This is a genomic window from Pimelobacter simplex (assembly GCF_024662235.1).
Taxonomy (GTDB): domain Bacteria; phylum Actinomycetota; class Actinomycetes; order Propionibacteriales; family Nocardioidaceae; genus Nocardioides.
Window position 1 is genome coordinate 4,803,009 of record NZ_CP096276.1, and the last position, 13,912, is coordinate 4,816,920.

The 13,912-nt window shown below is 72.5% G+C and carries 15 protein-coding genes; 4 read left to right on the top strand and 11 right to left on the bottom strand.

Features of this window, described 5'->3' with window-relative positions; translation table 11 throughout:
- Positions 1–39: 39 nt before the first annotated feature.
- Both M0M48_RS23510 and M0M48_RS23515 read right to left on the bottom strand, forming a co-directional pair.
- A complete protein-coding gene (locus M0M48_RS23510) occupies positions 40–537 on the bottom strand; it encodes an NfeD family protein (protein ID WP_215812189.1) in 498 nt (165 codons plus the stop codon).
- Positions 538–613: 76 nt separating this feature from the next.
- On the bottom strand, positions 614–1,264 hold the full coding sequence (locus tag M0M48_RS23515; protein WP_257752981.1) for a TetR/AcrR family transcriptional regulator: 651 nt from the start codon (positions 1,262–1,264) through the stop codon (positions 614–616).
- Between the two features lie 44 nt (positions 1,265–1,308).
- Here M0M48_RS23515 and M0M48_RS23520 point away from each other — a divergent pair, with 44 nt between their 5' ends.
- From M0M48_RS23520 to M0M48_RS23530, 3 genes are all read left to right on the top strand, one after another.
- Positions 1,309–2,001 (top strand): NAD(P)-dependent oxidoreductase, encoded by a 693-nt coding sequence (locus M0M48_RS23520; RefSeq protein ID WP_257752982.1) that lies wholly within the window; start codon positions 1,309–1,311, stop codon positions 1,999–2,001.
- A 50-nt stretch (positions 2,002–2,051) separates the two neighbouring features.
- Positions 2,052–2,642, top strand: a complete 591-nt coding sequence (locus tag M0M48_RS23525; protein ID WP_215812187.1) for a TetR/AcrR family transcriptional regulator — start codon at positions 2,052–2,054, stop codon at positions 2,640–2,642.
- Positions 2,643–2,754: 112 nt separating this feature from the next.
- A complete protein-coding gene (locus M0M48_RS23530; protein WP_257752983.1) occupies positions 2,755–5,031 on the top strand; it encodes an MMPL family transporter in 2,277 nt (758 codons plus the stop codon).
- A 164-nt stretch (positions 5,032–5,195) separates the two neighbouring features.
- On the opposite strand, the gene M0M48_RS23535 is transcribed toward M0M48_RS23530, so the two are convergent.
- From M0M48_RS23535 to M0M48_RS23560, 6 genes are read right to left on the bottom strand one after another with little or no spacing between them, the layout of a single operon-like run.
- Positions 5,196–5,675 (bottom strand): glutathione peroxidase, encoded by a 480-nt coding sequence (locus tag M0M48_RS23535; RefSeq protein ID WP_257752984.1) that lies wholly within the window; start codon positions 5,673–5,675, stop codon positions 5,196–5,198.
- Positions 5,672–6,151: a DUF3592 domain-containing protein gene (locus tag M0M48_RS23540; protein ID WP_215812184.1), complete on the bottom strand. Its 480-nt coding sequence runs from the start codon at positions 6,149–6,151 to the stop codon at positions 5,672–5,674. The genes M0M48_RS23535 and M0M48_RS23540 overlap by 4 nt, the downstream gene beginning before the upstream one ends.
- Before the next feature lies 1 nt (position 6,152).
- Complete coding sequence (locus M0M48_RS23545; protein ID WP_257752985.1) at positions 6,153–6,761, bottom strand: nitroreductase family protein; 609 nt, start codon at positions 6,759–6,761, stop codon at positions 6,153–6,155.
- Between the two features lie 11 nt (positions 6,762–6,772).
- Positions 6,773–7,147: a cupin domain-containing protein gene (locus M0M48_RS23550; protein WP_215812182.1), complete on the bottom strand. Its 375-nt coding sequence runs from the start codon at positions 7,145–7,147 to the stop codon at positions 6,773–6,775.
- On the bottom strand, positions 7,144–8,763 hold the full coding sequence (locus M0M48_RS23555; protein ID WP_257752986.1) for a N,N-dimethylformamidase beta subunit family domain-containing protein: 1,620 nt from the start codon (positions 8,761–8,763) through the stop codon (positions 7,144–7,146). The genes M0M48_RS23550 and M0M48_RS23555 overlap by 4 nt, the downstream gene beginning before the upstream one ends.
- Positions 8,760–10,160, bottom strand: coding sequence for an APC family permease (locus M0M48_RS23560; RefSeq protein WP_257752987.1), 1,401 nt, complete (start codon positions 10,158–10,160; stop codon positions 8,760–8,762). Before M0M48_RS23560 ends, M0M48_RS23555 begins: the two co-directional genes overlap by 4 nt.
- A 111-nt stretch (positions 10,161–10,271) precedes the next feature.
- Between M0M48_RS23560 and M0M48_RS30925 the strand changes: the two genes are divergently transcribed.
- Positions 10,272–10,934, top strand: coding sequence for a TetR/AcrR family transcriptional regulator (locus M0M48_RS30925; protein ID WP_308220340.1), 663 nt, complete (start codon positions 10,272–10,274; stop codon positions 10,932–10,934).
- On the opposite strand, the gene M0M48_RS23570 is transcribed toward M0M48_RS30925, so the two are convergent.
- From M0M48_RS23570 to M0M48_RS23580, 3 genes are read right to left on the bottom strand one after another with little or no spacing between them, the layout of a single operon-like run.
- Complete coding sequence (locus M0M48_RS23570) at positions 10,919–11,680, bottom strand: hypothetical protein (protein ID WP_257752988.1); 762 nt, start codon at positions 11,678–11,680, stop codon at positions 10,919–10,921. The two genes, M0M48_RS30925 and M0M48_RS23570, sit on opposite strands and share 16 nt — an antisense overlap.
- A 55-nt stretch (positions 11,681–11,735) precedes the next feature.
- Entirely contained in the window at positions 11,736–11,948 is a 213-nt protein-coding gene (locus tag M0M48_RS23575; protein ID WP_215812177.1) for a hypothetical protein, read from the bottom strand.
- Entirely contained in the window at positions 11,945–13,654 is a 1,710-nt protein-coding gene (locus M0M48_RS23580) for a sigma-70 family RNA polymerase sigma factor (RefSeq protein ID WP_257752989.1), read from the bottom strand. The genes M0M48_RS23575 and M0M48_RS23580 overlap by 4 nt, the downstream gene beginning before the upstream one ends.
- Positions 13,655–13,912: the final 258 nt, after the last annotated feature.

Sequence of the window (13,912 nt, forward strand, 5' to 3'; positions counted from 1 at the left end):
CCGTTTCAGTTGGGTGGGGGGTTCGGGGGCGGCGCGTGGTCAGGGCCGCCAGACCTCGGTGACGCTCACCGCGGTCGGGGACAGGACGCCGGTCACGTTGACCTCGGTGCCGGCGGGGATGGGCTGGTGGGCGCTCGCGTTGAAGCGCAGCGTGTGGCCGCCGACGACGACGCGGACGACGCCGTACCCGTCGCCGGGGATGTCGGTGATCACCCGGGCGACCTGGCCGACGCTGTCGGTGATCGACACGGTGCCGTCGCTCGGGGAGTCCTTGACCAGGCGGGTCAGCCAGAGGGCGAACCAGGCGACCACCACGCCGGCACCGCCGGCGATCACCAGCGAGACCGGGAGGGGCAGCCCGGCGCCGTCGGCCGCGGCGCCGCCGAAGCCGAAGGCCGAGACGAAGCCGCCGATCGCGGCGGTCGAGATCCAGTCGGCCTCGAGCGCGTCGAAGGCGCCGTCGAGCAGGTCGCCGGCGACCAGCGACAGGGCGAGGACGACGAGTCCGGCGATGCCGAGGGCGAGGAAGACGGTCAACGAGGGCTCCGTGGGGGCGGGGACGACGGGTCCGGGGATCGTATCCGGACAGCGCGTCGGCAAACCGTGCGGGCGCTCACGCCTCCACGAGCCGGGCGAGCCCGTCGAGGATCAGGTCGAGGCCGTAGCCGAACTCGCTCGTGTGGTCGTAGCCGGGCTGCAGGGCGTGGCTCACGATGAGCTCGGTCAGGTGCGGGTAGTCGCCCTCGGGCATGGTCTCCATCATCGCCGCGGCGATGTCCTCGACCTCGGCCGGGGAGTCGAACGGGAGGTTCACCTCGGTCACCACGAAGCCGTAGACGTAGGCGTCGATCACCGAGAACGCGTGGGCCGCGTCGGCCACCGAGAAGCCGCCGCCGCGCAGGCTGCCGAGCACCGCGTCGTGGTGGCGCAGCAGCGCCGGACCGGGGGCGCTGCGCGACTCGATGAGGCCGACCGCCCAGGAGTGCCCGGCCAGCCGGTCCCGGGCCGACGCGGCGCGCCGGTACATCGCCGTACGCCAGGGCTCGTCGGGCTCGGGCAGGTCGATGCCGGCGAAGACCCACTCGACGAGGGCGTCGAGCAGCGCCTCCTTGCCGGCCACGTGGTGGTAGAGCGACATCGCCTCGACGCCGAGCGCCTTGCCGACGTTGCGCATGCTCACCGCGCCCAGGCCGTTGCGGTCGGCGACCTCGACGGCGGCGACGACGATCCGTTCGAGCGAGAGCGGGGTCCGGGGGCGAGGCACCCGCGGCACTTTACACCTGTAAGGCCGGGTGCTACCTTCCTTACATGCGTAAGGTTTGTGTCATCGGCGGCTCCGGCAAGCTCGGCCGCTACCTCATCGGCCACTGCCTCGACCGCGGGTACGACGTCACCGCGGTCTGCCGCCCCGAGAGCGTCGGCAAGCTCGCCGACCTCGCCGACCGGATCACCGTGCTGCCCGGCCGCACCGACGACCGCGAGGTCATCGCGCGGGCGGTCGCCGGCTGCGACGGCGTCCTGACCGTGCTCGTGCCGTTCGGCGTGCACGACTACGCCAGCGGCACCGCGCAGGCGGTGCTCGACCACGCCGAGCCCGGCGCGCGCCTGGTCTTCTCGTGCGGCTGGCACATCACCCGCGGCGACGGCGGCGACCGGTACACGCGCCGGTTCCGGCTCCTGGTGCGGGCGATGACCGTGGTCGCCCGGGCGATCCGGTTCGCCGACATCGACGACCAGGTCCGCGCCTGCGACCGGATCTTCGCCAGCGACACGGCCTGGACCGTGGTCCGCGGCAGCGATCTCGCCGAGGGCGCCTCCGAGGGGCTGCCGGTGTGGGCGCGCCACGTGGGCGACCCGCTGCTGGCGAGCAACCTGACCCGTCGTACGGACTATGCGCTGTTCATGGTCGCGGCACTGACCGACGACAGCCTGGTCCGCGAGGCGCCCGCGATCGTCGGCCGCGGTACGCCGTCCGCGCAGGCCCACCTCGGGGCGGCGTGACGGGCGTCACAAAGTTGCACTCGATTCCGAAAGAGTGCAAAGATGCACTCATGCCCGAAGTGTGCACCAACCGTCGAGAGGCCAAGCGGCTCCAGACCGCGCTCCGCCTCCAGCAGTGCGGGCTGCAGCTGACCGTCGACAACGGCTTCGACGGCTGGACCATCGACGACCTCGCCGCGGCCGCCGACGTCTCGCGCCGCACCGTCTTCAACTACTTCGACGGCAAGGCCGACATCGTGCTCGGCCCCGGCATCGAGGTCGACGAGGCCCACGTCGACACCTTCGTCGCGGGCGGCCCGACCGGCCGCCTCTTCGACGACCTGATCCTGCTCGCCCACGAGGCGATCAAGGACCGCACCGGCGACGAGCAGCTCATCACCCTCCTGCGCGAGGCGGTGGTCAAGGACAGCCGGCTCCTCCTCCTCGTGCACAACCGCCTCGAGGAGGCCGCCACCGGCCTGGTCGAGTGCGTCCGCCAGCGCGAGGGCGACGACTTCCCGGCCCTCCAGGCCCGGCTCCTGCTCAAGCTGCTCCTCACCTTCTTCGACCACGCCCTCGACCGGACCTCGGCCGACGCCGGGCGCAGCTTCACCGAGCACTTCGACGCGACGGTCGCCGACGCCCGTACCGCTCTCGCCTGACCCCTGCCTGACCTGTCTGACGCAGCACCCGCACGACCGCACCACCTTCCCCTCCCCCATCCCCAGCCCTGCTCCGGAGACCCCGGCGCCGGAGACACCCAGGAGACCTCACATGGCCCGCCTGCTCTACCGGATCGGATCGACCGCCTATCGGCGGTGGCCGTTCTTCATCGCCGGATGGCTGCTGCTCGCCGTCATCGTCGGCAGCCTCGCCGCCGCCTTCTCCAAGCCGATGTCCGACGAGTTCACCATCCCGGGCATCCCGTCCGAGAAGGCCGCGGAGATCCAGAAGGAGCTCTTCCCCCAGAGCGGGGACGCCTTCGACGACGCCACGGTCAACGTGGTCGTCGCGGCTCCCGAGGGACACACCCTCGACGAGCCGAAGTACCAGGGCGCGATCGACGACCTGATCAAGGCCGTCCCGTCGCTGCCCCAGGCCGGTGACGAGAACCCCGGCCTGGTGCCGCCCGCACCTGCGGCCGAGGGGCTCCCGGCGAGCTTCTCGACGCTCTCCGAGGACGGCCGGATCGGCATCCTCTCCTTCGAGTGGGACGTCGACTCGCCCGCCGACCTCAAGACCACGACCATCGAGGACCTCGAGAAGCTCCTCGACAAGACCACCGACGAGACCGGCCTCGTCGCCGAGGCCAACGGTCCCGGCATGGCGGTCATGGCCCCGCCCGGCGGCACCGCCGAGCTGTTCGGCCTGCTCATCGCGCTCGTCGTCCTGGTGCTGACCTTCGGCTCGCTGATCGCTGCGGGCATGCCGCTGATCAACGCGATCTTCGGCGTCGGACTGGGCATGACGGGCATCACCGCGATGACCGCGCTCATGAACATCGGCTCCAGCACGCCGATGCTGGCCACGATGATCGGTCTGGCCGTCGGCATCGACTACACGCTGTTCATCCTGGCTCGCTACCGAACCGAGCTGCACCACACCAAGGACCGCGCCCACGCCGCCGGCATCGCCGTCGGTACGGCGGGCTCCGCCGTGGTCTTCGCCGGCCTCACGGTCCTCATCGCGCTGTCCGCGCTGGCCGTCGTCCGGATCCCGTTCCTCACCGCGATGGGCCTCGCGGCCGCCGCCACGGTGTTCATCGCCGTCCTGGTCGCGCTGACCCTGCTGCCCGCGCTGCTCGGCCTCACCAAGTCGTGGGCCTTCCGCGGCCAGGTCCGCAAGTACAACCCGCAGCGCGACGAGCACGGCCGGATCCACAACAACGGCGTGCGCTGGGCCACGATGATCGCCAAGGCGCCCGTCGCCTGGGTGCTCGGCGTCGTCATCCTGCTCGGAGCGCTGGCCGCGCCGATCAGCCAGATGTACCTCGCGTTCCCGACCGACAGCACCGCCTCGCCCGACACCACCCAGCGCAAGGCGTCCGACCTGATCACCGAGGCGTTCGGCCCCGGCCGCGAGGGTCCGCTCCTGGTCGTCGTCGACGGCCGCAAGATCACCGACGACACCCAGCGCCAGAAGGCGTTCGACGACGTCACCGCCTGGGCCGCCGGCCAGGACGACGTCAAGAGCGCCGACCAGCTGCCCACCGGAGACCCGGGGACCACCGGCACCGGCGCGATGATCCAGATCACCCCGTCGTCCGGTCCGGACGAGCCCGAGACGCTCGACCTCCTCGAGGCCCTGCGCGACGGCCAGAGCGGCATCGAGACCCAGACCGACACCGTCGTCGGGGTCACCGGTCTGACCGCGATCACCACCGACGTCTCGGACCGGCTCAACGGTGCACTGCCGATCTACCTCGCGGTCGTCATCGGCCTGGCGTTCATCCTGCTGGTGCTGGTGTTCCGCTCGATCCTGGTGCCGCTGACCGCCACCCTGGGCTTCCTGCTCTCGGTACTGGCCACGCTCGGTGCGACGGTCGCCATCTTCCAGGAAGGCGCCCTCGGGATCTTCGAGGGTCAGCCGATCGTCAGCTTCATGCCGATCTTCCTGATCGGCGTGGTGTTCGGCCTGGCGATGGACTACCAGGTGTTCCTGGTGACCCGGATGCGCGAGGCGCACGTCCACGGGCTGCCCATGCACGAGGCCGTCGTCGACGGCTTCCGCAACAGCGCCCGCGTGGTCACCGCCGCCGCCTCGATCATGATCGCGGTCTTCTCCGGCTTCATCCTCGAGGACGACGCCGTGGTCAAGTCGATGGGCTTCGCGCTCGCCGCCTCGATCATCTTCGACGCCTTCATCGTCCGGATGATCCTGATCCCGGCCGTGCTCTACCTGCTCGGCGACAAGGCCTGGTGGCTGCCGGCCTGGCTCGACCGGATCCTGCCGAACGTCGACGTCGAGGGTGAGTCGCTCGAGCGCGACTCCGCCCCGGTCCACGTGGGCGCGGACGAGGGCGATGGAGACCGCGAGCTCGCCAAGGTCTGAGACCCGGACCTGAGCAGCACGATGGAGGGGCCGTCCCGATCGGGGCGGCCCCTTCGCCGTCCCCGACGGGACGGCGAGGTGATCAGCCCAGCCGGCAGCGCGGCGGGAGGCGACACCCGGGCAGCTTGCTGCCGACCCGGGCGCCGGAGACGCGCTCGGCCGGATCAGCCCAGCGCGGCCTCGATGTCGCCGGCGATCTTGCCCGGCTCGGTCGTGGGCGCGTAGCGATCGAGGACGGACCCGTCGCGGCCGACCAGGAACTTCGTGAAGTTCCACTTGATCGCGCCGCCGAGGAGGCCGCCCTTCTGGTCCTTGAGCCACTGGTAGAGCGGGTGGGCGCCCTTGCCGTTGACGTCGATCTTGGCGAACATCGGGAAGCTCACGCCGTAGTTGCGCTCGCAGAAGGCGGCGATCTCGTCCTCGGTGCCGGGCTCCTGGTTCGCGAACTGGTCGCACGGGAAGCCGAGGACGGTGAAGCCGCGCTCGTGGTAGGCGTCCTGGAGCTCCTGGAGCCCCTGGTACTGGGGGGTGAGGCCGCACTTGGAGGCGGTGTTGACGACCAGGACCACCGACCCGTCGTACGACGACAGGTCGATCTCCTGGCCATCGATCCCGGTGGCGGCGAAGTCGTGGAGGTTCGTCACCCGGCCAGTGTGGCAGGTCCGCCGTCGGCACTGTCCGGATCGCGGTCAGCGTCGCGGCGGCGCCGGTGCGCCCACAGGAGCAGGCCGAGCGCCAGCACGATGGCGTCGACGAGGCCGATCACGACGTAGCCGAGGGAGCTCGAGGTGGCGCCGGCGACCTGCTGGTTGCCGGGCTTGCCGGGCTGCACGCGGACCTCGATCTGCTTGCTCAGCTCGGCGCGGTCGTAGGTGGCGCGGTCGACCTCGGCGGGCCAGGTCTGGCCGCTGGGGTCGACGTCCTCCGGCAGCCGGAACCGTACGACGTGCACCGGGTCGGCGCTGTCCGGCCGCAGCACCTGGGTGTCGGTGACCGTGGCGGCGACGTCGCGGCCGTCCCGGTCGAGCTGGCGGTGCTGCCAGGCCTGGTGGACCAGGGGCAGGTTGACCACCAGGGCGAGGAGCAGCAGGACCGCGACGGACCCGCGGCCGGCGCGCACGTCAGGCGACCGTGGGACCCGACGGCGCCAGGCTCGGCCAGGGCGTGCCCCAGCGCTCGTACGCCGTCTCGTCGAGGGGGCGCCGGTGGCGCTCGCGGAGCTCGCGCTCGGCGTCCCGCTCGGAGACCTCGGCGGGGTTGCCGCGGACGCCGACGGCGATGCCGGCCAGGAGCCGGGCGGTGTCGGGGATGCCGAGGGCCGCCGCGGCGCCCTCGTGGTCGAATCCCCCGAACTGGTGGGCGTGCAGGCCCATCGCCTGGGCCTGGAGGGTGAGGTGGGCCGAGGCCTGGCCGACGTCGTGGGCCGGGATGAGGAGGTCGCTGAGCTCGACGCCGTCCTGGCCGACCTCGAAGGCCGACAGGAAGAGCACCGACGCCCGAGGCACCCAGCCGGAGTTGCCGCGGCTGAGGTGCGGCACGAACGCCTGGTGCTGGGCGCTGCCGCGCGGGGCGACGACATAGCGCCACGGCTGGCGGTTGCCCGAGCTCGGCGCCCACTGGGCGGCCTCGAGGAGGCGGGTGATCTCGGCGTCGGTGAGCACGTGCTCGGCGTCGAAGACGCTGGGGCTCCAGCGCGACCGGAGGGGTTCGGCGATCTCGACCGGGTTCATGGGTCGAGTATCTACGGCAGCGCCACGAACACCTTCGTCGCGGGCTCGACCGTCTCCCACGTGCCGCTGAAGCCGCGCGGCACGAAGAACGCCTCGCCGGCCCGGAACTCCCGGCGGCCGCCGGCCGCGTCGACGAGCGCGACGACGCCGGTGAGCATCACGCAGACCTCGTCGTAGGGGTAGTCGTCGAGACGCAGGCTGCCGGGCTCGCCGGTCCAGGCGCCGCCGTACGGCCGGGACTCGTCGGCGCCGAAGGAGCGCCACTCGGTCTCCTGCCAGTCGGGCGAGGCGGTGCCCGGCTCCCAGTCCGGTACGACGGGGTGGCCGGTGCCGACGGCGATGGTGCGGAGGTCGGCGACGGTGGGGGTGGGCGTCGGGGTGCTCATGCGGACTCCTCCGGGACGGGGTGGTCGAGGTGGGCGGCGGCGCCGAAGCGGCGCAGCACGTTGTGGGTGATCTGCTCGGTGAACGGGTCGTGGTGGATCAGTCCGCTGACCCACTCGGTGGTGCCGGCGTTGAAGACCTCGCCGGCGCCGCGGCGGAAGGTGGCGACCATGCCGGCGCCGTACCCGCTGGCGAAGCGCTCGGGGACGTCGTCCCCCCACACGGCGCCGAGCAGGTCGTGCATCTCGGCGAGCGGGGCGCCGATGGGCACCTCACCGTCCCACCGATCGGTCTCGCCGAGGACGGCGGGCGTGAGCGCCACGATGGTCAGGTCCTCGGGCGCGCCGTCGGTGCCGGTCGCGTAGGGCAGGCCGTGGCGGAAGGTGTAGTCGACGCCGTCGACCTCGAACGCCGCGACGCACACGGGCGCGGCCCCGAACACGTCGCCGTAGTAGAGGTCGGTGCCGGCGAGCGCCCAGTGCTCGGGCCGGTAGACGGTGTAGCCGCCGCTGCTGCGCGGGGTGGTCGCGCCGTAGCGGGCGTAGGCGCCGCCGAGCCCGGTCAGGCCCATCGTCGCGGTGCCGGGCCGGTCGATGAACGGCGCGTCCCAGGTCGTGGTGACCCGGGTCGGGTCGGTCGCCATCATCGGGTCCAGGCGCGGGTCCTTGTAGCAGGTCTGCCGCTGCTCGTCGTCGAGCCGGACCTGCCACACGTAGTTGCCGGCGAACCGGGCCAGACCCCCGCCGCCGTCGACGAAGCGGTCGACGACATCGCGCATCTCCCACGTCCAGTACTCGTCGTGCCCGACGAGGACCGCCCCGCGGTAGCCGTCGAGCGCCGTGGGGTCGTCGTGCAGGTCCTGCTGGGTCAGGTAGTCGAAGCGGTAGCCCTGGCGCTCGGCCCACCCCACGAACGGCCGCTCGTACGTCGCCCAGAAGGCGTCGCTGTGGTGCCGGGTGTAGCCGTGCGTGATCGCCCACTCGTACGTCGGGTGCCGCGGCCGGTAGCCCGGTCCGGGCGTCGCCGGGTTGGCGTTGCGGGGCGCGCCGTCGGGCAGCCGCAGCATGCCGCGGGCGACCGGCCGCCGGTTCGACAGCACGGGTGCGGGGATGTCGGCGTAGGGGTCGTCGCCGAGCCCGCGGTAGTGGTTGGCGCCGCCCCAGTCGTTGTAGGCGGTCAGCGTGCCGGTGGTCAGCACGAGCGCCAGCTCGGCGCGCGGCTCCGGCGCCCGGACGACGAAGAAGCCCTCGCGCTCGTGGCGCCGGCCGTCGGCCTCGACCCCGACCACGACGAGGTAGAAGCCGCTGTCCCAGGTGGGATCGACCGGGATCCGCAGCGCGACCGGCCAGCCGCAGCCGACCGCGTAGGCGTCGTCGGGAGTGGGGTGCGCGACGCCGGGCTGGTCGCGGGCCGACCAGACCTCGACGGGGTCGGCTCCGTCGCGCACCACCCGCACGTCGTACGTCGGCGCGGTGGTGTGCACGCTGAGCCCGACCTCGTCGCCGGGCAGGTAGGAGAACCGGTCGGCGTAGCACCAGATCTCGGGCGTGGTCGGGTCGGCGCCGGGCCTCTCGACCGGGAAGCCGGGGATGGACCAGGCGTAGCGGGCGGTGCTCATCGCGCGGCCACCGCCCCGCGGACCAGGCCGACCACGAAGGCGACGGCGAGCGGCAGGTTGATGAGCAGGTTGTCGCGGGCGTCGAGACCGGTGAGCAGGCCCATCTTGCTGCAGACGAGGAAGAGCACGCCCGCCAGGACGACGGCCGCCAGGGCCGGGGCGACCAGTCGCTGCCAGACCCCCTCGTCGGTGCGGTTGCGGGCGAAGAACGCGATCACCGCGATGGAGGTGAGGATCTGCAGGAACAGCACGCCCACCAAGGTGGGGGTGTTGGTCCAGATGACCACCTGCGTGTAGGGGTCGAGGCTGGACAGGCCGAACCCGGCGAGCGCGACGACGACCAGGACCGACTGGACGATCACCGCGTGCGAGGGGCTGCCGCTGGCGCGGCCCGTCGTACCGAGGGTGCGGGGCAGGAGGCCCTCGCGACCGAGCGCGAACAGGTAGCGGGCACCGGCGTTGTGCAGCGCGAGCACGCCGGCGACGAAGCTGGTGACGATGAGGACCTGCATGACGTCGGTCATGAACGTGCCGAGATAGCCCTGGTTGACCGCGAACACCAGCTGCGACGGGTCGCCCGCGAGCGCGGCGCCGAGCGCGCCCGGGCCGATCGCCATGAGCAGCACCCACGACACGAAGGTGTAGGTCACCGCGAGGATCCCGACCGCGAGGTACGTCGCGCGGGTCACGGTCCGGCGCGGGTCGCGGGCCTCCTCGGCATAGACCGCGGTCTGCTCGAAGCCGATGTAGACGACGAAGGTGATGACGAAGAGCGAGCCGAGCGCGCTGGCGTCCCAGGTGCCGGGGTCGAAGCCGGAGAGGCTCAGGCCCTCGGGCGTCCCCTTGACGAGGATCGCGACGGCGAGCGCCACCAGCAGACCGATCTCGCCGATCAGCAGGCACGCGAGCACCCGGGCTCCGACGTCGACGCGGCAGTAGGCGACGACCGAGACCACGATGCCGAGGACGACGGCGCACACGCCCCAGGGCAGGTCGATGCCGGCCAGGTCGTCGAGGGTGGTCGAGGCGAAGAGGCCCGCGGCGGCGCAGAAGCCGATCTCGCCGAGGGTGTAGGCGGCGTACGCGACGAGGGCCGAGCCGGAACCGACGACCCGGCCGAGCCCGCGGGTGACGTAGGCGTAGAAGGCGCCGGCGTTGCTGACGTGGCGGGACATCGCGCAGAAGCCGACCGCGAAGAGCGCGTACACGAGGCCCGCGGCGAGGTAGCCGACCGGCGCGCTCTGCCCGCCGACCAGGAACGCGAGCGGCGCGAACCCGGCCATCACGGTCAGCGGCGCCGCCGCCGACACCACGAAGAACACCAGGTGCCGGGCACTCACGGCGTCGGTGCGCAGGGCGCCGCCGGTCTCGGCAGGCGGAGCGGTGGTGGGTTGCATGGCGTCTCCCTCAGGAACATTCTCGTACCGCATTTGTCTATCGATCGATAGACAGTGGCGTCACTGTAGGGTCCGCCGGGCGGTTTGTCTATCATTCGATAGACTGCGGCCATGGCACGCGCGAAGGTCACCCCCGAGCAGATCCTGCGCGAGGCCGCGCGCCTGTTCGCGATCAAGGGCTTCCACGGGACGTCGACCCGCGAGATCGCCGAGGCAGTGGGGGTCCGGCAACCGTCGCTGTTCCACCACTTCGCGACCAAGCACGACATCGCGCAGGCGCTCTACGCCTACGACTACGCGCGCTCACCCGGCCTCCAGGGGGTGCGCGAGGTCCCCGACGGGACACCGGCCGCGGTCGAGCTCTACCAGACGGTGCGCCGCGAGATCCTGGTCGAGATGACGAGTGCCTACGACCTGCGCGGGCTCTACCTCAGCGCCCTCATCGACGAGCCGGAGTTCGCGCGCTGGCACGCGGCGTACCACGCCGCGATGGCCCACTCCCGCGCGGTGATCGAGCAGGGGATCGCCGACGGCGAGTTCGCGGACACCCGCGCCCACGTGGTCACCGAGATGCTGGACGCCACGATCAACCAGGCGGTGCGCTGGTCCGGGGCGCAGCGCGAGCGCTCGATGCCCGACGACGTCGCGGTCCTCGCGCTGCGGCTGGTCATCGCGCGGCCCAGCCGGATCCCGGCGGTACGCCGCGCGGCCGACCGGCTGCTCGACGCGGCCGGCACCCCCTGGGAGACCGAGCTCGATCAGCTCGCCGGCTGAACCTCCCAGCGCACGCTCCCGCGCAGCCGGATCGCACAGACGGCGGACTGCATCGGCAGGTCCAGCGTGATGCCGCCGTCGCCGACCTCGACCCACGCCTCGCCCGGCGCCCCGGACAGGTCGGGGTACCAGGTGCAGTCGTCGGCCTCGGCGTCGCGCGCGAGATAGCTGTCGAGCACCTCCCACCAGCCGATCTCGCCGGCCTCGCCGCGGCGCATGAGGTCGACCAGGTCGTAGCGACCGGGCCCGGCGTAGGCCGGCACGGCGAGCGAGAGCTCGTTGAGGGTCGTCGAGCCGAAGCCGACCGGCTCGGGGGACTCGACCCGGACGACGAGCCAGTCGAGCGGCGGCGGGCCGTCGTCGTACGGCGCACCGCCGTCGCGCTCCTCGACGCTGACCGGCAGCTTCAGGTCGAGCTCGCCCTGCTCACCGCCGGAGATGCTCAGGCGCACCTGACCGGTCGCCTGGAGCGCGAGCCGCTCGCGCCGCTCCGCCTCCGCGGCGGCCGCGGCGGCCTCCTCGCGGGCGGCGACGTTCTCGGGGCGGGCGGCGGTGACCCGGCGCGACCACTCCTCGGGCAGCGCGTTCTCGAGGAAGGACGTCACCGCCTCGGCCTGCGAGGCGCGCTCGACGTCCTCGAGGTCGCCGCGCGCCTGCTCCCGACGTTGGTTGTCGGTGGTCAGCAGCTCGGTCTTCTTCGCCTCGGCCCAGTCCCGGCCGAGCTTGGCGATGTCCTTCCAACCCATCGCGGCACCCTAGGCGCTCCCTCACCCGGGCGCGGCCGATTCACCCGGAATTTGCTCAGGTCGCGGGGAACAGCGGCGCCATCGTGCAGCACAGGTCCTGGGCGCGCTCGCACTCCTCCATGCCGGCGATCGCGAGGTAGGCGTTGGCGAACGGGCCGAGGTAGGTCGTCGTCCCCGTCACACCGTCGGTGCAGACCAGGATGTGCGGCTCGTCAAGGAGCTCCACCTCGATCCGCGCCAGCTGGTCGAACAGCCAGCCCGGCGTCACGGGCCGGTGACGGGGGTCGGCTCCAGGACGATCGAGGCGGCGTTGTTGCCCGGCGCGGGGTCCGTCGTGCCCGGCGCCTGGGTGATCGCGGCGTCGACCTGCATCGGCGTCGGGACGAGCAGCCCGAGGACCAGCGCGGCCGCCGCGGTCTCGGTACCGGTCCAGCGACACGTCACGGTCGTCTCGCTCACGCCGGTGAACGCCGCGCTGCACTGCCAGTCGTTGCTCATCAGGACCGGGTAGAGCACGAGCTGGTCGAGCACCACGGTCATCGTCGCCTCGGGACGCACGTTGACCACGGGGAGCGTGACCTCGACGTAGGAGACGCCGAGCGAGCCCGACGGCACGGCGCTCGGCGTACCGAGACCGATGTCGTCGGAGAACACCGGGACCGTCGGGGTCGGCGTCGGGGTCGGCGTCGGCGTGGGGGTCGGCGTGGGCGTCGGCGTCGGGGTGGGCGTCGGCTGCGGGCGGGTCGAGCTGGGCTCGCGGCTGGGCTTCGAGGTCGGCGACCGCTCCGGCTCGACCGGGATCACCGTCGAGCTCGACGAGGTCGACTCCACCGGCGGCGGAACCGGTCGCTGGGTCGGCGAGGGCCGCGCCGAGGGCGTCCGGGCCGGCGTGGTGGCACTCGCCTCGCTCGGCTCGGCGGACGCGGTCGCGCTGATCCGGCCGTCGGCGGCCGGCGCGTCGTCGGAGCTCCCCACCAGCATCGGTACGGCGATCGCGGCCCCCACGACGCCGGCGGCGACGGTCGCGGCGACCGTCGTCATCAGGCCGTTGCGGCCCACCCCGGCGAGCTTGCCCAGCCCCGCGGCGCCCGCGCCGGCACTCGCGCCGGAGGCCACCGAGGCGCCCGCCGCGGTCGCGGTGGCGCCGGTGAGCCCGGCCAGTCCCGCCCAGAGCCCGGAGATGCCGGGCAGCCCGAGCACACCCGTGCCGAGCACGATCGGCACCAGGAGCGCGCCGAGGCGGTTGTTGACGTCGCTGAGGTCGGCCAGCGCGGTGGTGCAGGCCAGGCAGCCGTCGAGGTGCGCCTCGAGGCCGGGCCGCTTGCGCTTGTCGACCGAGCCGCGCGCATAGGCGGGCAGCAGCGGCAGCCAGGTCGGGCAGTCCGGCGTGGCCGTCGCGGCGGCGCCGTTGAGGTGGGCCGACAGGTAGGCCTGGCGCAGTCCCTCGCGGGCCCGGAAGGCGAGCGCGGCGACGGCGTTGGGCTTGATGCCGAGGTAGAGCGCGACCTCGTTCTGGGGCAGCCCCTCGACGGCGGTGTACCAGAGCACCGCCTGCCAGCGCTCCGGGAGACCGCGGAAGGCCTCGCCGACCGCGTGGTTGTCGAAGCGGCCGTCGGGGTCGTCGGTGAGCGTCAGCGCCTCGCTCGGCGGGAGCGACTCGTAGTCCTCGACCAGGTCGTAGCGGCGCTCGGTGCGCACGGTGTTGCTCCAGATGCTCCGGATCGCGGTCAGCAGGTAGGAGCGGAACGAGACCGTCGGGCCGAGGTCGCGCTGGAGCGCGTCGTACACCTTGGCGAAGGCCTCGGCGACGAGGTCGTCGGCGTGGCTGGGTCCGGCGAGGCGGCCGGCGAAGGCCGTCGCGGCCGCGCGGTGCCGACGGAAGAGCTGGGCGTAGGCGTCGGGATCACCGGCGCGGACACGACTCAGCAGGACGGGGTCGCCGTCCTGGACCGGGTCGACCAGATGAGCGGTCATGCCGGTCCAACGACTCGGAGGGGCACCAGACATCCCGACTGGTCCCAAAGGACTATCAGGTCTGGGCGGACGGACCACGGGGGCACGGGACTTCCTTCTCATCAGGGGGCGCGGCACACAGTGCCGCCAACCTCTGGACACCTCAGCCCGCGCTTCCTTACGGCAGTGCACGTGACTTTCTGCACATCGGCCGGAGAACCAGTCTCCCCCAGTCGCATAAGCAGCGCGCCGCTGCGGTGTCCGAGAGGTGTCGGGCGC